At 74.3% G+C, this 17,255-nt stretch carries 20 protein-coding genes and 1 pseudogene; 9 read left to right on the top strand and 12 right to left on the bottom strand.

What is annotated here, in order from left to right:
- The 5 genes from ABZU46_RS25425 to ABZU46_RS25445 form a co-directional block, all read right to left on the bottom strand.
- The coding region (locus ABZU46_RS25425; protein ID WP_354861660.1) for a dolichyl-phosphate beta-glucosyltransferase at nt 1-809 on the bottom strand (809 nt) is incomplete at its 3' end.
- Nucleotides 806-3,043: a glycosyltransferase family 39 protein gene (locus tag ABZU46_RS25430; protein WP_354861662.1), complete on the bottom strand. Its 2,238-nt coding sequence runs from the start codon at nt 3,041-3,043 to the stop codon at nt 806-808. The genes ABZU46_RS25425 and ABZU46_RS25430, both read right to left, overlap by 4 nt.
- A 44-nt stretch (nt 3,044-3,087) precedes the next feature.
- The gene (locus ABZU46_RS25435) at nt 3,088-4,554 is read right to left on the bottom strand and encodes a HAMP domain-containing sensor histidine kinase (RefSeq protein WP_354861688.1); all 1,467 of its coding nucleotides are present in this window, start codon (nt 4,552-4,554) and stop codon (nt 3,088-3,090) included.
- 43 nt (nt 4,555-4,597) lie between these two features.
- On the bottom strand, nt 4,598-5,344 hold the full coding sequence (locus ABZU46_RS25440; RefSeq protein WP_234588622.1) for a response regulator transcription factor: 747 nt from the start codon (nt 5,342-5,344) through the stop codon (nt 4,598-4,600).
- A gap of 101 nt (nt 5,345-5,445) precedes the next feature.
- Nucleotides 5,446-5,676, bottom strand: a complete 231-nt coding sequence (locus tag ABZU46_RS25445) for a hypothetical protein (protein ID WP_354861663.1) — start codon at nt 5,674-5,676, stop codon at nt 5,446-5,448.
- 199 nt (nt 5,677-5,875) lie between these two features.
- Here ABZU46_RS25445 and ABZU46_RS25450 point away from each other — a divergent pair, with 199 nt between their 5' ends.
- From ABZU46_RS25450 to ABZU46_RS25460, 3 genes are all read left to right on the top strand, one after another.
- On the top strand, nt 5,876-6,805 hold the full coding sequence (locus ABZU46_RS25450; protein WP_354861664.1) for a serine/threonine-protein kinase: 930 nt from the start codon (nt 5,876-5,878) through the stop codon (nt 6,803-6,805).
- Nucleotides 6,806-6,874: 69 nt separating this feature from the next.
- Nucleotides 6,875-7,300, top strand: a complete 426-nt coding sequence (locus ABZU46_RS25455; protein WP_266241740.1) for an OsmC family protein — start codon at nt 6,875-6,877, stop codon at nt 7,298-7,300.
- Between the two features lie 308 nt (nt 7,301-7,608).
- A complete protein-coding gene (locus ABZU46_RS25460) occupies nt 7,609-8,457 on the top strand; it encodes a hypothetical protein (RefSeq protein WP_354861666.1) in 849 nt (282 codons plus the stop codon).
- An 8-nt stretch (nt 8,458-8,465) separates the two neighbouring features.
- On the opposite strand, the gene ABZU46_RS25465 is transcribed toward ABZU46_RS25460, so the two are convergent.
- From ABZU46_RS25465 to ABZU46_RS25490, 6 genes and pseudogenes are all read right to left on the bottom strand, one after another.
- A complete protein-coding gene (locus ABZU46_RS25465) occupies nt 8,466-8,999 on the bottom strand; it encodes an ATPase (protein ID WP_354861668.1) in 534 nt (177 codons plus the stop codon).
- A gap of 178 nt (nt 9,000-9,177) precedes the next feature.
- A complete protein-coding gene (locus tag ABZU46_RS25470; protein WP_354861669.1) occupies nt 9,178-9,621 on the bottom strand; it encodes a response regulator in 444 nt (147 codons plus the stop codon).
- A 71-nt stretch (nt 9,622-9,692) separates the two neighbouring features.
- Nucleotides 9,693-10,040, bottom strand: a complete 348-nt coding sequence (locus tag ABZU46_RS25475; protein WP_354861671.1) for an STAS domain-containing protein — start codon at nt 10,038-10,040, stop codon at nt 9,693-9,695.
- 107 nt (nt 10,041-10,147) lie between these two features.
- Nucleotides 10,148-10,885, bottom strand: a complete 738-nt coding sequence (locus tag ABZU46_RS25480; protein ID WP_354861673.1) for a cobalamin B12-binding domain-containing protein — start codon at nt 10,883-10,885, stop codon at nt 10,148-10,150.
- A 112-nt stretch (nt 10,886-10,997) separates the two neighbouring features.
- Nucleotides 10,998-11,192: pseudogene (locus ABZU46_RS25485) on the bottom strand (B12-binding domain-containing protein); the annotation flags it as partial.
- On the bottom strand, nt 11,189-12,949 hold the full coding sequence (locus tag ABZU46_RS25490; RefSeq protein WP_354861674.1) for a PP2C family protein-serine/threonine phosphatase: 1,761 nt from the start codon (nt 12,947-12,949) through the stop codon (nt 11,189-11,191). The pseudogene ABZU46_RS25485 and the gene ABZU46_RS25490, both read right to left, overlap by 4 nt.
- Nucleotides 12,950-13,228: 279 nt before the next feature.
- Between ABZU46_RS25490 and ABZU46_RS25495 the strand changes: the two genes are divergently transcribed.
- Together ABZU46_RS25495 and ABZU46_RS25500 are read left to right on the top strand one after the other, a co-directional pair.
- Nucleotides 13,229-13,555, top strand: a complete 327-nt coding sequence (locus tag ABZU46_RS25495; protein WP_354861676.1) for an STAS domain-containing protein — start codon at nt 13,229-13,231, stop codon at nt 13,553-13,555.
- Nucleotides 13,556-13,613: 58 nt separating this feature from the next.
- Complete coding sequence (locus ABZU46_RS25500) at nt 13,614-13,958, top strand: STAS domain-containing protein (RefSeq protein WP_354861678.1); 345 nt, start codon at nt 13,614-13,616, stop codon at nt 13,956-13,958.
- Nucleotides 13,959-14,068: 110 nt separating this feature from the next.
- Here the strand turns inward: ABZU46_RS25500 and ABZU46_RS25505 are convergent, their stop codons facing one another.
- Nucleotides 14,069-14,383 carry a hypothetical protein gene (locus ABZU46_RS25505; RefSeq protein ID WP_354861679.1) on the bottom strand — a complete coding sequence of 105 codons (315 nt, stop codon included), beginning with the start codon at nt 14,381-14,383 and terminating at the stop codon, nt 14,069-14,071.
- 200 nt (nt 14,384-14,583) lie between these two features.
- On the opposite strand from ABZU46_RS25505, the gene ABZU46_RS25510 reads away from it, so the two are divergent.
- The 4 genes from ABZU46_RS25510 to ABZU46_RS25525 all read left to right on the top strand — a co-directional run bounded on the left by ABZU46_RS25510 (nt 14,584) and on the right by ABZU46_RS25525 (nt 17,157).
- Nucleotides 14,584-15,558, top strand: coding sequence for a DUF2267 domain-containing protein (locus ABZU46_RS25510; protein ID WP_354861681.1), 975 nt, complete (start codon nt 14,584-14,586; stop codon nt 15,556-15,558).
- A 130-nt stretch (nt 15,559-15,688) separates the two neighbouring features.
- On the top strand, nt 15,689-16,471 hold the full coding sequence (locus ABZU46_RS25515) for a fused MFS/spermidine synthase (RefSeq protein WP_354861683.1): 783 nt from the start codon (nt 15,689-15,691) through the stop codon (nt 16,469-16,471).
- A gap of 252 nt (nt 16,472-16,723) precedes the next feature.
- Entirely contained in the window at nt 16,724-16,852 is a 129-nt protein-coding gene (locus tag ABZU46_RS25520; protein WP_354861685.1) for a hypothetical protein, read from the top strand.
- 152 nt (nt 16,853-17,004) lie between these two features.
- On the top strand, nt 17,005-17,157 hold the full coding sequence (locus tag ABZU46_RS25525; RefSeq protein WP_354861687.1) for a hypothetical protein: 153 nt from the start codon (nt 17,005-17,007) through the stop codon (nt 17,155-17,157).
- The last annotated feature ends 98 nt before the right edge of the window (nt 17,158-17,255 follow it).

The following is a 17,255-nucleotide window of genomic DNA, read 5'->3' on the forward strand; positions in this document are numbered from 1 at the left end:
AGCGGCGCCCGGCCGCGCTGCGCGCGCAGCTCGGCCAGCGGCAGCGCGCCGGTCACCAGTGCCCGACCGAGGCGGCCCATCCCCCGCAGGTCGGCCAAGGCGGTGGCGACGATGTCGACGCGGCTGTCCGGGTCGTCGACCCAGTCCACCGGCACCTCGTGGATGCGCAGCCCGGCCCGTTGGGCGAGCACCAGCAGCTCGGTGTCGAAGAACCAGCCGGTGTCGCGTACGTGCGGGAGCAGCCCGGCGGCCACGTCCGCGCGGATGGCCTTGAACCCGCACTGTGCGTCGGAGAACCGCGCCGCCAGCGCGCCCCGCAGCAGCAGGTTGTAGGCCCGGGAGATCACCTCCCGCTTGGCGCCGCGCACCACCCGCGACGTACGCGCCAGCCGGGTGCCGATCGCCAGGTCGGAGTGGCCCGAGATGAGCGGCGCGACCAGTGGCAGCAGCGCCGCCAGATCGGTGGACAGGTCCACGTCCATGTACGCCAGCACCGGCGCGGACGACGCGGACCACGCGGCGGACAGCGCCCGCCCCCGCCCCTTGGCGTCCAGGTGCCGTACGCCGACGCCGGGCAGCTCGGCGGCGAGCGCCTGGGCCACGGCCAGGGTGCCGTCCACGCTGGCGTTGTCGGCGACGGTGATCTGGAACGGGTACGGGAAGTGCTCGCTGAGATGCGCGTGCAAGCGGCGTACGCACGGCCCGAGGTCGGTCTCCTCGTTGTAGACCGGGATCACCACGTCCAGCACCGCGCCGGCGGTGGTGGACCGGGTCTGGACGGCGGCGCGGGGGCCGCTGAGCGCGGTCACGACGCGTCCGCGCCGGTGCTCAGGTCGTAGACGGTGACTCCGTCCACGGTCTGCGCCGTGAAGGTCTCCGCGACCCAGGTGGAGATCTCCTGCGCGGCGGAGCTGCCACCGTTGGCCCGGAAGCCGCCGCCACCCACGAAGTAGTGGATCTTGTGCTCGGCGACGTGACGCTGGAACTGCGCGAGCGTCGGTGACGGGTCGCTGCCGTTGAACCCGCCGATCGGCATCACCGGGTCACCGGTGGCCAACTGGTAGCCGGAGGCGTTGTTGGAACCGATGGTGGCCGCCACCCAGGTGTAGTCGTCGCTGTCGCGCTCCAGCAGCTCGCGCAGCGCGGCGCTGGGCTCGCGGGCGTCGAGCAGACCGCCCATGCCGCCGCCCTCCCGGCCACCACCGGCGCCGGGCAGCTGACCGCCGCCGGGAAAACCGCCCGGGAAGCCCGGCACCTGCGCGCCGCCGGGCGCAGTGGGCACCTGGGCACCGCCGGGAGCACCGGGCAGCTGACCGCCGCCCGGGAAGCCCGGGAACTGCCCGCCGTTCTGGTTGCCGTTGCGGCCGTCGCCGGGGAACTGCCCGCCGCCGGGGAACGCCATGCCGCCGGGCGGTCGTCCGCCGGGGAAGCCACCGCGACCGAAACCGCCCGCCACCGCCGGGCCGGCGCTCGGGATCGAGCCGGTGTGCGGGGTCGCGGCGGTCTGCGCCGCGTACGCCGCCGGCCCCGCCAGGGCCGCCGCCGCGCCGACGCCGAGCACCACGGGCACCAGCCAGCGGGGCAGTCGGACGGCCAGCAGGATCAGGGCCGCGCCGAGCAGGCCGGCGACCAGCACGGCGGTACGCAGCCACGGGTACCAGTCGGGGCTGCGCCCGAGCAGCACCCACGCCCACCAGACGGTGACCGCGAGGGTGGCGGCGAGCGTCACCGTGGCGGCCAGCGGACGCCACCGCTGCCATCGGGACACCACCACCGGTTCGTCAGGCGTGCCGGCGACCGGGGCCGGCCGCGGTCGGCGCTGCCGCCAGAGCAGGGTGACGCCGATGCCGACCAGCGCGCCGACGGCCGGTGCGAGCGCCACGGTGTAGTAGGCGTGGAAGATCCCGGACATGAAGCTGAAGATCAGACCGGTGACCAGCAGCCAACCGCCCCACAGCAGCAGGCCGGCCCGGGTGCGGTCGGTACGCGCGGCCCGCCCGGCCACCAGCAGGCCCGCGACCAGCAGGATCAGCGCGGCCGGCAGCAGCCAGGAGATCTGACCGCCGACCTCGCCGTCGAACATCCGCAGCAGGCCGGTCTGCCCGGAGAACGGGCCACCGCCACCGCCCATCCGCCCGGCACCGCCGCCGCCGACGCTGCCCACCTCGTCGCCGGTGATCCGGCCGAGGCCGTTGTAGCCGAGGGTCAGCTCCAGGATGCTGTTGCCCTGCGAACCGCCGATGTACGGGCGGGCGCTGGCCGGGACGAGTTCGACGACGGCCACCCACCAACCGGCGGACACCACCACCGCGAGACCGGCCAGCAGCAGTTGCCGCACCCGCCGCCACAGCCCGGTCGGCGCGGCCAGCAGGTAGACGCCGGCGAACACCGGCACCAGCAGGAACGCCTGGAGCATCTTGGTCAGGAAGCCGAAGCCGACCAGCACGCCGGCCAGCACGATCCACCGGGTGCTGGCCGTCTCCAGCGCGCGCACGGTGGCGTACGCGCCGCCGACCAGCAGCAGCACGAGCAGCGCGTCCGGGTTGTTGAAGCGGAACATGAGCGTCGCCACCGGGGTGAGGGCGAGGACCGCACCGGCGATCAGGCCGGCGACCGGCCCGTACCAGCGCTTGACGCTCGCGTACAGCACGCCGACGGAGGCGACCCCGCAGAGCGCCTGCGGAACGAGCATCGCCCAGCTGTTGAGCCCGAAGACGCGCACCGACAGGGCCATCAGCCACAGCGAGGCGGGTGTCTTGTCCACGGTGATCGAGTTGGCCGCGTCCGACGAGCCGTAGAAGAACGCCTTTCCGCTCACCGAGCCGGCCTGCACGGCGGCCGCGTAGAACGAGTTGGCCCAGCCGGAGGCGCCCAGGCCCCAGAGGTACAGCAGGCCGGTGCCCAGGAGCAGGACCACCAGCGCGGGCCGGGTCCAGGTCGGCGCGCGGCCCGCCGGCGGCGAGTGCTCCTCGGGGCGCGTGGTCGTGCGGGGCGGTCCCTCCGGTTCGGCGGGCGTCGTCGGCAGGGTGTCTGTTCTGTCCATGCGGCCAGCCTCGGCGGCCGGACTGGCGGAACCCCGTGCGCCGACTATGTGTCAGCTGTGGGATTCGGCAGGCGGACGACGAACACGGTCCGCCCCGGCCGGCTGTCGACGGTGACCGTGCCGTGGTGGGCCTCCACCACGGCCGCCACGATCGCCAGGCCGAGGCCGGTGCTGCCGTGCGCCCGGGACCGGGAGCTGTCGCCCCGGGCGAACCGCTCGAACATCTCCGGTCGCAGCTCCGCCGGCACCCCCGGCCCGTCGTCGGCGACGGTGAGCACGGCGGCGTCCGCCTCGACGGCCAGGGTGGTGGTGACCGTCGTTCCCGGCGGGGTGTGCACGCGGGCGTTGGCCAGCAGGTTCGCCACCACCTGGTGCAGGCGGGCGGCGTCGCCGGGCACCCGGATGACCACCTCGGGCAGGTCGAGCTGCCAGCGGTGCTCGGGGCCGGCCACGTGCGCGTCGCTGACCGCGTCCACCACGAGTGCGGACAGGTCGACCGGGTCCACGGCGAGCGGCCGGCCGGTGTCGAGCCGGGCCAGCAGCAGCAGGTCGTCGACGAGGCTGGTCATCCGGGTGCTCTCCGACTCGACGCGGCGCAGCGCGTGCGCCACGTCGGCGGGCACCTCGTCACGGCCGCGCCGGGCCACCTCGGCGTACCCGCGGATCGCCGCGAGGGGGGTGCGCAGCTCGTGGCTGGCGTCGGCGACGAACTGGCGTACGCGGGTCTCGCTCGCCTGCCGCGCGGACAGCGCGTCGGCGACGTGGCCGAGCATCCGGTTGAGCGCCGCGCCGACCTGGCCGACCTCGGTCCGCGGGTCGGTGTCCCCGGCCGGCACCCGGACGGCGAGCGCGACCTCGCCCCGGTCCAGCGGCAGCTCGGTGACCCGGGTGGCGGTGGCGGCCACCCGGTTCAGCGGTCGCAGCGTGGCGCGCACGATCAGCGCGCCTGCCGCACCGGCGAGGAGCAGCCCGACCGCGGCCACCCCGGCCTGCGCGGCGACCAGCGCCCAGACGGTGTCCTGTACGCCGCTGAGCGGGATCGCCACGGCCAGCACGTCCCCGCTGGGTAGCTGCCGCGCCACCGCCCGGACGTCGCCCTCGCCGAGGGTGACCGTGCGCGGCCGACCGTCGGTGGGCAGCGCGACCAGCCGCGCGGCGTCCGCGGCGGGGACGTCGGCGAGGCTGCCGCTCTCGGTGCTCCTCGTCGCCGTGGTGACGCCGTCGGCGAGGCGTACGGCCAGCGAGCCCGGCGGAAAGCCACGCGGAGGCTCCGGCGGGGGCGGGCCGACGGCGCCCGGAGGCGTGGCGGGCCACCCGGGGTCGCCGCCCTGGCGGAACCACGGCGGCACGTCGGCGCGCGGCCGGTCCCCCATCGTCAACTGATTGTCGACCTGGCCGACCAGGAAGTGCCGCAGGGCGACCGTGGTGAGTCCGCCGATCGCGACGCTGACCAGGGCGAGCAGTGCCACCAGGGCGAATACCAGCCGGGCCCGCAGCGACCGGCCGGCCAGCCACCGCCGGGCGGTGCGCAGCGGCCGACGGCGCGGCCGTACGTCAGTCGGCGGGTTTGAGGACATAGCCCGCGCCGCGCAGCGTGTGGATCATCGGCGGCCGGCCGGCGTCGATCTTCTTGCGCAGGTACGAGATGTACAGCTCCACCACGTTGGCCTGGCCGCCGAAGTCGTAGTTCCACACCCGGTCGAGGATCTGCGCCTTGCTGAGCACCCGGCGCGGGTTGCGCATCAGGTAGCGCAACAGCTCGAACTCGGTCGCGGTCAGCGTGATGAGCTGGCCGGCGCGGCGGACCTCGTGGCTGTCCTCGTCGAGGCTGAGGTCGCCGACGGTCAGCACCGCCTCCTCCTGGGCGGCGACCGCGAAGCCGGAGCGGCGCAGCAGCGCGCGCAGCCGGGCGATCACCTCCTCCAGGCTGAACGGCTTGGTCACGTAGTCGTCGCCGCCCACGGTCAGCCCGGCGATGCGTTCCTCGACCGCGTCGCGGGCGGTCAGGAACAGCACCGGCACGGTGGGGGCGTGCTCGCGCAGCCGGCGCAGCACCTGGAAGCCGTCCAGGTCGGGCAGCATGACGTCGAGCACGACGGCGTCCGGCTGGAACTGCCGCGCGGCGCTCAGCGCCGCCATGCCGTTGCCGGCGCTGCGCACCTGCCAGCCCTCGTAGCGCAGCGCCATCGACAGCAGGTCGGTCAGTGTCGCCTCGTCGTCGACCACCAGCACTCGGACCGGTTCGCCGTCGGGGCGGCGCAACTCGATCCGGCCCGGCACGGTCTGCCCCTGGATGACCATGTCGCCCATCGTGGGCGTGTCCGCTGTGTCGCGCCTCTGCCCCACCTGTGTGCCAGCTGTGCGGCCGGGCCGCCGGACCACCGTTCAGCCCTCGCCCGTGCTCACTCGGACACCCCGTACGCGTCGGTCCGCACGAACCGCATGCTCCACCCGCCCAGGCCGTCCGGCTGGTCGCGTTCGTAGAGGTGGTCGGGACCGGGTTGCGTCGGGCCGGTGCCGTCCGGGTGCCGCATGATCCAACGCGACGGCGGGGCCCCGTCCGGCCCGGCCGGAACCTCGCGGACCAGGCCGTCCGCGGGACCGCCGACGAAGCGTACGGTGACCTCGCTCATCGCGGTGTCTCCCCGGTGACCGTGCCGGCACGCTCGGTGCGCCCAGCCCTGGCTCGCAAGCTACCGCACCCGCCACCGGCCCGCGCCGGTGTACGCCGGGATCGGCCAAGCCCGATCACCGCACGGTTTGCCCAGCTCGGACCCCGGGTACCGCGTTCGGAGGCACCCGCCGTCGGCGGGCGAGGGCGAGGAGTGGTCGATGCGCACGCTGGATGGGCGGTATCAGCTCGAACAGCGTATCGGCGTGGGCGGGATGTCCGAGGTGTGGCGAGCCCACGACCGGGTGCTGGACCGGCCGGTCGCGGTGAAGCTCATCTCGCCCGGCCCGGAGGATCTGCACGACACGGTGGACCGCATCCGCACGGAGGCCCGCTCCGCGGCGCGGCTCGTGCACCCGAACGTCGCGAGCGTGCACGACTTCGGCACCTCCTCGACGCTCCCCGGCCGTCGGGCGCCCTACATCGTGATGGAGCTGGCCGAGGGCGAGACGCTCGCCGCGCATCTGCGGGCCGGTCCACTGGACTGGCGCATCTCGGTGCGGGTCTGCGCCGAGGTCGCCGCCGCGCTGTCCGCCGCCCACGCGAGCGGCATCGTCCACCGCGACGTGAAGCCGGCCAACGTCATGCTCACCCCGGTCGGGGTGAAGGTCCTCGACTTCGGCATCGCCACCCCGTCCGGGGTCGCGGACCCGATACCGGACGGCATGGTGTTCGGCACCCCGGCGTACCTGGCGCCCGAGCAGCTCGATGGCACACCGGCCACCCCGGCGGCCGACATGTACGCCCTCGGCGTGCTGCTCTACTACTGCCTGACCAGTCGGCTGCCCTACCGGGCGAGCAACGCGGCCGAGCTGCTGACCGAGCGTCGGACCCAACCTCCGGAGCCGCTGCCCGAGATCGACGGGCTGCCGCCGGAGGTGTCCGAGCTGTGCCGCTCCTGCCTGGCCGACGACCCGGCGCAGCGTCCGACAAGCCTGGTCGCCGCGCTGCTGCTGGCCGAGGCCGTGGACGCCCGGGTGTACGTGCCGATGATGATCCCCACGCCACGCCGACCTGCGGCGACGTCGCCGTGGAACGAGCGGGCCGCCGCGGAGGCCACCGAGGCCCTGTCGATGGTCGACGGGCCCTGAACCCGGGGTGGCCCGCGTTTCGCCCGCTCGCGGCCGGGTAGCCGGGCGGGGAGCGACGGGAGGAACGCGATGCCGAGCCCCAGTTCCTGGCTGCACGAGGCCACCGCGACGGCCGAGGGCGGCCACGTACGCACCGACGACGGTGGGCTCTCCACGCCGCTGGCGTCGCCGCTGGCGGCGCACTGCACCGGCCTGAGACCGGAGCAGTTGTTGGCCGCGGCCTTCGCGTCCTGCCTGCACCACGCGGCGGTGGAGGCGGCCGGGGAGATCACGAACGAGGCGCACACGGTCCAGGTACGCGCCGAGGCGAAGCTGGGCCGCGACGACGACGGCCGGTACCGGGCCGACGTGCACGCCTCGATCTCCTCCGCCGGCCTGAGCCGCGCCCAGTTGGCCGATCTGGTCGAGTACGCCGACCGGCTCTGGCCGTTCTCCAGCGGCGACAACACCCGACACCGACTGACCGTGACCCCGGCGGAGAACGGCCGGCACTGATCCCGGGCCGGTTCGCGGCTTTTCGGGTGCCGCCTCCGCCGGACGACCACCGTGGGCCCCCACCGTTCGGTGGAGCGGGCATCCTCCGAAGGGAGGAGCGCCGGGGAGCGGCCGAAGGCGGCGCCGGAGACCGCAGCGATGACCGGGTTAGCCGGTCCAATCGGGAATACCCGGCTTGCCTGATCGGCGAGGTTTCATGGGTTCGACCGGCCTTCCGCCCGATATGACAGCCATGATCCGGGCAAATTGTGGCGCATGCCACCGTACGGGCCGATGGCAGCGGGCGGTCGACTATCTAGCCTCGGCGGGTGCATCCCGTCGACCCCGCCGCCCAGAAGCTGACCGACGCGCTCCCGACCACCCGTTCGGGCGACGCCGCATCAACCGAGCGGACGATCGGCCGTCACCGGGTCCCCGACCCGCCGCGCCGCGCCCGGCTGGGCTCCACCCCCATCCGGGTCGCCCTGGCCACCGGCGTCACCTGCTGCCTCGGCCTGGGCGCGTTCGCCGCCGCCCGTGGCGCCGAGGACGCGCCGCAGCCCGTACGACCGATGGCCGACGCGCTGGCCGACCGCGCCGCCATCGCCGACGAGCGCGCATCCCGGTCGCTGGACCGCGACGCCGCCCCCGCCCGGGTCCTCCCGACCCCCACGGCGTCGCCGACCGCCAGCCCCACCCCCACCCGCAAGGCGCCCAAGAAGCCGGTCAAGCCACCCCGGCCGCGCCCGGTCGCCGGGCTCGACCAGACCCAGATGGACAACGCCAAGATCATCGTGGACGTCGGCCTGGAGCTGAAGATGCCGCGCCGCGCCCTGGTGGTGGCGCTGGCCACCGCGATGCAGGAGAGCAACCTCTACAACCTGGCCAGCGACGTGCTGCCGGAGTCGACGCAGTACCCGCACCAGGGCAGCGGCGCCGACCACGACTCGGTCGGGCTGTTCCAGCAGCGGCCCAGCAGCGGCTGGGGCACGGTGGCCGAGCTGATGCGCCCGTCGTACGCCGCCCGGGCCTTCTACACGGCGCTGGCCGAGATCCCCGGCTGGGAGGACATGAGCGTCACCGCCGCCGCCCAGGCCGTGCAGATCTCCGCCTTCCCCGACGCGTACGCCCAGCACGAGGAGCGCGCCAGCACCGTGGCGGCGGCGCTCACCGTCTGAGCCTGCGCTCAGCGGGCCAAACGCCCGCTGGGCGGCTGGGCCCCCGCGTCCCGGCCGCCGGCCGCCACCCGGGTCGCCGGTACACCCGTTCCGGCCGCGGCCGTGGGCGTGTCGGCCGGCACCGGCTCGACGGTCACGCCGGTGAGGATCTCGTCGACCAGCGCCGCGCGGCGTCGCCGTGCGTGCAACGCCTCCTCGAAGTCCCGTCGGGCCTGCACGGCGTCCGCGTACGCCTGCTCGCGGACGCGACGGGCCTCCTCGCGGGCCTCGTCCAGCTCGTTGCGGGCCTGCGCCAGGATCTCGGCCGCCTCCCGCCGCACCGCGTCGCCGGCCTGCCGGGTCGTCCCGGCGTCGCCCAGGTCGAGCCGCTGGAGAAGCCCGCTGAGCCAGGTCGCCTCCTGGCGGATCTCGTCCCACTCGCGGGTCGCCCCGGCGGCGCCTTCCGCCCGCGCCGCGAGTCGGGACAACCGGATCCCCAGCTCATCCAGGCAGGAATCCACCTGCCTCTGGTCGTAGCCGGTCTTCACGACGGAGAACCTCATACTGTCGCCCCCAGGCAGCCGCTGTTACTTCCCCATCTGGATCCTCGGACGCGGCGACAGCGACCGAGGCGGTTCGGGAAAATTGTTCAGCATGCGCGCGCGTCCGGCGGGCGCGGCGCGGCGACGGGCCACGTCGGGCCGGCGGCGGGGACAATGCCGACCGACCGCGCCGCGCGGATCAGGGGCGCTTGGGCAGCACGACCACGCGGCCGAAGAACTCGTCGATGCGGCGCACCACGTCGTTGAAGTCGTCGAGGTCGATCGGCTTGGTGACGTACGCGTTGGCCTGCAACGTGTAGCTGCCGACGATGTCGGTGTCGGCGTTCGAGGTGGTCAGCACCACGATCGGGATCGTCCGCAGATCCTCGTCCTGCTTGACCGCGCCGAGCACCTGACGCCCGTCCATCCGCGGCATGTTCAGGTCCAGCAGGATGACGTCCGGTCGGCGAGCCTGCACGTGCCGGCCCTCGGCGCGCAGGAACTCCATCGCCTCCTCGCCGTCGCTGACCACGTCAATGATCTTCTCGACGTCGGAGTCGGCCAACGCCTCCTCGATCATCAGCACGTCGCCCGGATCGTCGTCGACCACCAGGATGCGTACCGGCTGCGGGCTGTCGCCCATCACTACCTGCCTCGGGTCGGCGGAGAAAGGAGACCGGAACGGTCACCGTGCTGGCGGGGAAATCTAGCCCATCAGGAGGCGCTCTTGGACGTCGGGTCCGCCGTGTCCGGAAGGTATCGCAGCACGTCGGCCAGACCGGTGACCCGCAACACACGCTCGACGCGCCCGGTGGCGCCCGTGATCCGCAACCAGCCCCCGTCGGCGGTGACCTGGTTGTCGCCCCGGACGAACACGGCCATCCCGGTGGAGTCGCAGAAGATCAGGTCGGTGAGGTCGAGCAGCACCCGCCGCTCGCCGGCCGCGGTGAGCTTGTCGATGGCGGCGGCCAGCTCGCCGGCGGTGCTCAGGTCCAGCTCACCGGCGAGCCGCAGGCAGGCCGCACCGCCGTCGCGCTCGGCGTGGCTGACGCTGAACGTCACCGTTCTCCCCCTCGCTCCACCGGTTGGGTGGGACGTTTGCAGTCCGGCAAGTATACGCAGGAGGGTACGACGGTCCGCAGCGCGTGGTGATCGTCCGGGGGTGGTCCTCAGCCCGCGGAACGGGACGCGGAGACCAACCCGGCACGGCTGCGCGCCAGCGCGTGCGACGCGCGGGGAAAGTCGCGCAGCACGGCGGCGTAGTGCGCCAGGGTCAGGGCGACCGCGCTGGCCGGCACACCCCGACTCGTCAGGATCTCCACCAGCCACTTGACGAACTCGGTGAACAGCGAGGCGTCGTCGACGTAGAGCGAGGCGGCCAGCGAGTCCAGGATGTGCCCCAGGTCGCTCACCGTCGAGTCGAGCTGGGCGGCCGTGTACCCGCGGGTCGCCGGCACCCGTTCGCGCAGGTCGGTAAGCGCGCTGTCGATCAGCTCACCCCTGCGGCGGACGAGACTCGCGTACTCGTCGTCGGCCAGGTGCCCGAGCTGCGCCGCCGGCACCCGCCGCACCGCCCGCTCGTCGGCGATCAACTCCGCCGCCGCCGGCGCGTCCGGCGCCCAGGCCGCGCCGAGCCGGGCCGCCCACCGGCCGTCCGCGCCGAAGCCACGCCCCCCGACCACGACCGGCACGTCCGAACGCCGACACGCCTCGATCATCCGGTGGGCGTGCGGCAGCCGCATCGGCAGCGCGCAGGCCAACGCGACCGCCTGCGCGTCGTGCCGGTGCAGGTACGACACCAGGTGCGCCGCCGGCACGCTGGCGCCCAGGAAGGTCACCTGCCAACCGCGCAGCCGCAGCACCTCGGCCACCAGCCGGGGCGGCAGCGCGTGCCACTCGCCGTCCATGCAGGCCACCACGATCCGCCCGCCGGTCGGACGCGGGGGCGTGCGTCGCCACCGCGGCCACCACCCGCTCGCTGATGTGGGTCGCCGCGTGCTCCTGGGCCACGCTCCACTCGTTGCGAGCCCACCGCTCACCCACCTCGGCCTGGGCCGGCGCGACCACGTCGAGCAGCACCCGCTCCGGCGGTACGCCCGCGTCGAGCAGACCGAGCGCCACGTCGATCGCGGCGTACTCGTCGGCGTCGGCGAGGCAGGCCAGGTAGCCGGGGTAGGCGTCGGCCAGGCTTGTGGTCGTGGCGGGGGCGGTCACGCGGGGCTCTCCCTCTGCTCGTCGGCGCTCGTCGACGTGGGCACCGCGTGCAGGTGCCGCGCGCCTCGCCCGCCCGGGCTGACCGCGCGCAACGCCAGCACCGCGATGTCGTCGTGGTCGCCGTGCCCCAGCCAGTCACAGGTGACCTGCTCGACGCGTTCGGCCAGGGCCGGCGCCGGCATCCGCTGGCAACCGGTCAGGGCCGTGAGCAACCGCTCCGTGCCGAACTGCTCGTCGCCGCGGCGGCCCCCGCGGGCCTCGGTCACGCCGTCGCTGTAGAGCAGGCAGGTCTCGCCCGGCGCCAGCCGCACGGTCACCTCACCGACGCGCGGGTCGGGCACCACCCCGATCAGCATGCCGCGCAGCGGCACCGACTCGACCTCGCCGGACGTACGCAGCACCAGCGGCGGCAGGTGCCCACCCCCGGCCATCGTGAGGGTGACGCCGCCGTCGCGCTGCGGACGGGCCACGCCGAGCACGATGGTGGCGAAGCGGCCCTGGCCGTGCGCCTGGGTCGTCTCCAGCAGCGCGTCGTTGAGCAGTCGCAGCAGCCGCCCGGGGTGCGACTCCACCCGGTGCAGCGCCTGGAGGCACTGGCGGAGCTGGCCGGTGAAGACCGCCGCCTCGACGCCCTTGCCGGAGACGTCGCCGAGGAAGAACACGCAACCGCCGTCGGCGAGCCGGTGCGAACCGTAGAAGTCGCCGCCGATCCGCAGCCCCGCCTGGGCCGGGCGGTACGCGGTGCCCCACTGCACACCGGCGGTCTCGGTCGGCTCGACCGGCAACAGGCTGGCCTGCAGGGTGTCGGCGACCTCGGCCTGGTCGCGGTAGAGCAGAGCGGTGGTCAGCGCCGCGCCGGCCCGGGCCGCGAAGGCACGAATCAACCCGACGTCGTCCTCGTCGTACCACCGGCTGGAGCGGCGGGCGACCAGCAGCACCCCGACGGGGGCGTCCCGGCCGGGCAACGGCACGACCCGGGCAAGGCTGTCGGCACTCGTGAGGCCGGGCAGCCAGCCGGCGTCGACCGCCTGCTCCACCAGCCAGTCGAGAGTGTGCGGCTCGACCCCGGTCAGTCCTTCGGCGATCGCGGCCGGCAGGGCGGGGCCAACGAGCACGCCGCTGTCGATCGTCGGCGTCTCGTCGGCGGCCCGGGAGGCCCGCCACCACCGGGCCCGCCCCACGCGCGGCGCCAGCACCAGCACGGCCACCTCGGCGAGGGTCGGCACGGCGAGGCGGACGACCGCCGCGGCGGCCCGGTCCGGGTGCAGCGGGTTGCCCAGCTTGTCGCCCACCACGGCCAGGAACGCCGAGCGGGCCCGCTCGGCGAGCAGCGCGTCGGCACGGCTGACGCTCTCGGTGACGTCCTCCACGTACCAGCAGCATCGACCGGCGGAGAGGGGCACCTGGCGGGCGGTGAGCCGACGACCGAGGTGGGTGAAGCCTCCGGGGCTCCCCTCGCCCAGACCCGGAACGCCGGACGCGGCCAGCGAAACACCGGGGACCACCTCGGGCAGCAACCGCTCGGCCACCGGGCTGACGTGTCGGACGACGCCGTCGGCGTCGCAGACCACAAGGCCCTCGCGGAAGTGCTCGACGACCTCGGACCAGTCGGGCGCGGCCCGATCACGGTCGGGGGCCAGCGGCGGCAGCGCGGTGCTCGGCCAGGACGGCGCGTCGGCGGACCACGCCGTGGTCCGTGTGGTGCTCGGCGTGGAGATCCGTCCGTCGTCGGTGTCCCTGACGTCGGAAGCAGTCACCAGCTGAGCCTCACTCCTTGTCGTCCACCCGAACCCGCACCGGAACCGGCCTCTGTGGTCAAATCTCTCCGGCCACCCTACGCCGGTCGGCCGCGACCGGCATCCCACGGCAGGTCGCGGGCCCTCGGTCGCGTACCGGGCCGACCCGCCCGACGGTTGTTACGATCCCTTCGCACCGGCTGGAACCGCCGTGTGCGGAAAGGCGTGATCGTGCCATCGGACGGGCGGGGCCCCGAAGCGAACCAGCTGAGCATGTCCGTCGATCGGTCCGATCCCGACATGCCCCTGATCCGCGTGGGCGGCGACCTGGCGTACCTGACCGCGGCGCCGCTGCGCGCCGAGGTCGACCGGGTCCTCGCCGAGGCGCCGCGCGGCATCGTGCTGGATTTCGCCGACCTGGTCTTCATCGACAGCAGCGGTCTCGGCGTGATCGTGCACGCGTGGCGGGAGGGCCAGGAGGTCGGAACGACGCTGCGACTGCGGGCGGTCCCCCGCTTCCTGGCGACGATCCTGGACATCACCGGGGTGGCGGCGCTGCTCGACCGGCCGCTGCCGGCGACCAGTACGGTCGGCCCCGGCTCGCAGCAGTCCGCCGCCAGCGCGTGACCCGGCGGCTCGCGGCCCTGCGGTTTGCGTTCCGCCGCTGGACTGGGAAAATGGTGGAATGTCCCACCAGCTGTTGACCATCGAGGTGACCCGGCTCGCAGCCGGTCACGTCCGGCTGCGGCTGACCGGCGAGCTGGACTACGACACCGCTCCGGAGTTGGTCGCCGCCGCGGCTGAGCTGCACGGCGAGCAGCACGTGACGATCGACCTGGCCGGGGTCGGCCTCTGCGACTCGTCGGGCCTCAGCGCCCTGCTGGTGGTGCGCCGGGGCGTCGGGGCGATCCGGCTGACCGGGGTCAGCGCCCGACTCCAGCAGATGCTGGACCGCACCGGGCTCACCGAGCTGCTGGCCGTGGAGAACACCGTCGCCGTCGACGGCGCCAATCTGCGCGCCCTGGGCTGACGGCCGCACCCACCCACCGCCGGGTCGCCATCCCTGAAACGGGTCACCATCCCCGAGAAAGGGGGGTGGCCCCCGACCCTGGGACCTGGGGTCGGGGGCCGGAGAAATGTCTAGGGCGCGGTCATCGGCTGGAGCCGGGGGCCGGCGTCGCGCAGTTCGATGGCCGACGGAGGTTCGATGTCGTCGGGTTCCCCCGAGTCGGGCGTCTGGTACAGGTAGCGGACAAACTCCCCATCGGCCTCGTTGTCGTCCGCACCCGGCCACTGGCCGATGCAGTCCATTCCGACCACTTCCCGGCCGGTTCCGTCGGCCTCCTCCAGCAACGCCCACAGGCTCACCGGGTAGCACCGGGTGGCGTCGGGCGCGAGTTGCCACCGGGCGTACCAGCCAGGTCGAGCGGGAACGATCTCGACGATCCGTTTCATGACGACCTTCCTTCCGCGTACCTCGGAAGAACTGTGGTCCTGCCCCGATCCTGCCGGCCGCACGGGTGAGCACCCCTCACCCCGGCCGGATGAAGCCTCATCGACGCTCAGCCCTACCCGGCCGGCGGCGTCCGTTTCGGCTCCGGGGCGGCGGGAACGCGACGGGCGCAGGATCGATCCCCAGCGGAAGGGGCGTCACCATGCGCAAGCAGATGGAGGGCGACAACCAGCGCCGCCGGGCGCTGGCCCGGCAGGCCCGCGAACAGGGCAGCCAGCCCAGTCAGTTCGGCGCCAGCCTGAGCGCCTCCAAGCAGCTCACCAGCCTGGACCAGGGCAAGCGGACCGGCCCAGCGCCGGCCGGACGGCACAAGCCGGACACCACGCGTGGTGGACCGGCCCCGCCGTCGAGGGGCACCGCGGACAATCCGCGCCCGCAGCCGCCACCCGGCGGCGCGGCCGGGGTGAACAGCGTGGGCTACCACGACCTGGTCGACGACGTCCGACGCCGCTCCGGCGTCGACTTCTCGACGGCCAAGGTGGGCGCCGAGGCGACGGTGCTGGTGCTGGCCTTCGCGCTGGACGCGGCGGAGCGGCAACGGCTGCTCGCCGCCGTGCCGAACTCGCTGCACGACGTCCTGCCCGTGGACGGCATCAAGCGGCACCGGGACCTGCCCGGCTTCCTGGCCGAGGTGGGCCGGATCAGCGGAAATTCGCCGGAGCAGGCCCGCTACCAGGCCGAGGCGACGCTCGCCGCGCTCGCCGACCAGGACGGCGACCTGGTCGAGTCCCTGCACGTCCCCGACGGCCTGCGGGAGCTGCTGAACCCGCCAGCGGCCGGCGGCGGCATCGTGGGCGCCTCCACCACCACACCCACGCTGGACGAGGCCCAGCTCCGGGCGGCGCTGGACGACCTGCCGTACTGGGCCGGTGACAGTACCGGCCTGTACCGCGTGATCGCGCTGCCGCCGGACAACCTGGACCGGGTGCTCGCCCGGCTGGACCGGCTGCGCGAGGAGACCGGGCGTGGCCCGAGCATCGGGCGACCGGGCGGCACGGCCGCCGTGCTGACCGTGCGCACCAACCAGGCCGACGGGGTGACCGCGCTCGACGTGGACCTCGCCCACTCGATCGACGACGCCATCGACGAGGTGGGCGCCGGGATGGCCAGCGGCTGACCGCCGCAGACGGCGCACGCGGGCCGGCGCACGCGGGTACCTCCCGCGCCGCCGGCCCGTCGGGCGCGGTATGCGACCCGTCCGCCCACCGGCGGTTCGGGCCCGCGAGCCGCTCGGTTAGCGTGCCGTCATGAAGCGTGCCGCCGACCGGTTGGAGCTGGTCGCCGATCCGGTCCGCCGAACCGGACGGACGCTGCTCTCCGCCGGCGTCGAGCAGTCGTACGTGGATGTCGAGGATCCCCGGCACCTGCACTTCGAGTACGTCCGGCGGATCGCCTCGGCGGTGGAGCTGGCCGCCCCGGCGGGCGTACCGCTGAGCGTGCTGCACCTCGGCGGCGGTGCGTTGACGCTGCCGCGCTGGCTCGCCGCGACCCGGCCGGGTTCCGCGCAGCGGGTCGTCGAGCGGGACCCGGCTGTGGTCGAGCTGGTCGCCCGGGAACTGCCGCCGCTGCCGCCCGAGGTGCGGGTCGAGGTCGCCGACGCCCGGGACGCGGTCACGGCCGCCGCGTCCGACGCGTACGACCTGGTGATCGCCGACATCTACCGGGCGGCCCGAATGCCCCGCCACGTACGCAGCGTGGAGTTCGCGGCCGAGGTGGTCCGTGTCCTGCGCCCCGGCGGGCTCTATCTGGTCAACGTCACGGACCTGCCGCCACTGGTCGGCACCCGGGTGCAGGTGGCGACGCTGCGGGCGGTCTTCGGCGACGTCTGCGTGTTCGGGGACCGCCGGATGCTGCGCGCTCGGCGCTACGGCAACCTGGTGCTCGCCGCGACGCACCGCCCGGGCGGTCTGCCGGTCGGCCGGCTCGCGGCGGCGGCGCTGCGCGACCCGATCCCCGGCGGGCTGCTGCACGCCGCCGCGCTCGACACGTTCGTCGCCGGCGCCCACCCGTTCACCGACGCCGACGCCTAGGCCGTGTCTTCAGAGGTTTACAACGATCGGAGTAGCGCGGCGATTGTGACGGTGGCCTGGAAGGAGGTCGCGGTCTTGTCGTAGCGGCGGGGCCGCCGGCGGATGCGGGCCTGGCAGACCGATCCGTCCGCGCCGCCCGTGGTGTTGCTGCGCTCCCCGGCGGAGCTGGACGTCTGGCTGAGCGGGCTGCCCCGTCAGTGAGGACGGGCGGATCCTCGCCTCCTGACGGCCGCCGAACTGAGACGACCGAGGATGAAGTCGACGGAGACACCGGTACGCGACCAGATCACCGCCTTCCTGCACGGCTACGCGCGGGCCGGCGAGGCCGGCGACAACGGCGCCGTTGCCGCGAGCTACAGCCGAGACGTACATCGAGGGTGACCCGGGCAGGGCGGCGGTCGTCATCAACGACGCCGGGCACCGGGCCGTTCTCGACGAACGCCGCACGGCGATGACCGAGCAGTTTGGTCTGACCGTTCTGGACGTTCGCGATCTCGCACCGGGGGTACGTCCTCGTACCGACCGAGTGGACGTTGGACTTCGCGCCGCCGCAGGGCAAGGCCGGCAGCCCGCGGTTCGCACAGACCTACGTGGTGCCCTGCGACCGCGACCGGCCACAGATCCTGCTCGACCTCCCGCACGAGCGCGAGGACGACGTCATGCGGGAGCTGGGGCTCACCGGCTGACCGTCCATGGCGAATACGTCGTCGGCCCGCCCCCCCCCGGGGGGGGGGGCGGGCGCGGGGGGGGGGGGGCGCGGGGGGGCAGCGAGCGCGGCCGCCCA

Origin of the sequence: Micromonospora sp. NPDC005197, from assembly GCF_040608295.1 — a bacterium.
Classification (GTDB): Bacteria; Actinomycetota; Actinomycetes; order Mycobacteriales; family Micromonosporaceae; genus Micromonospora.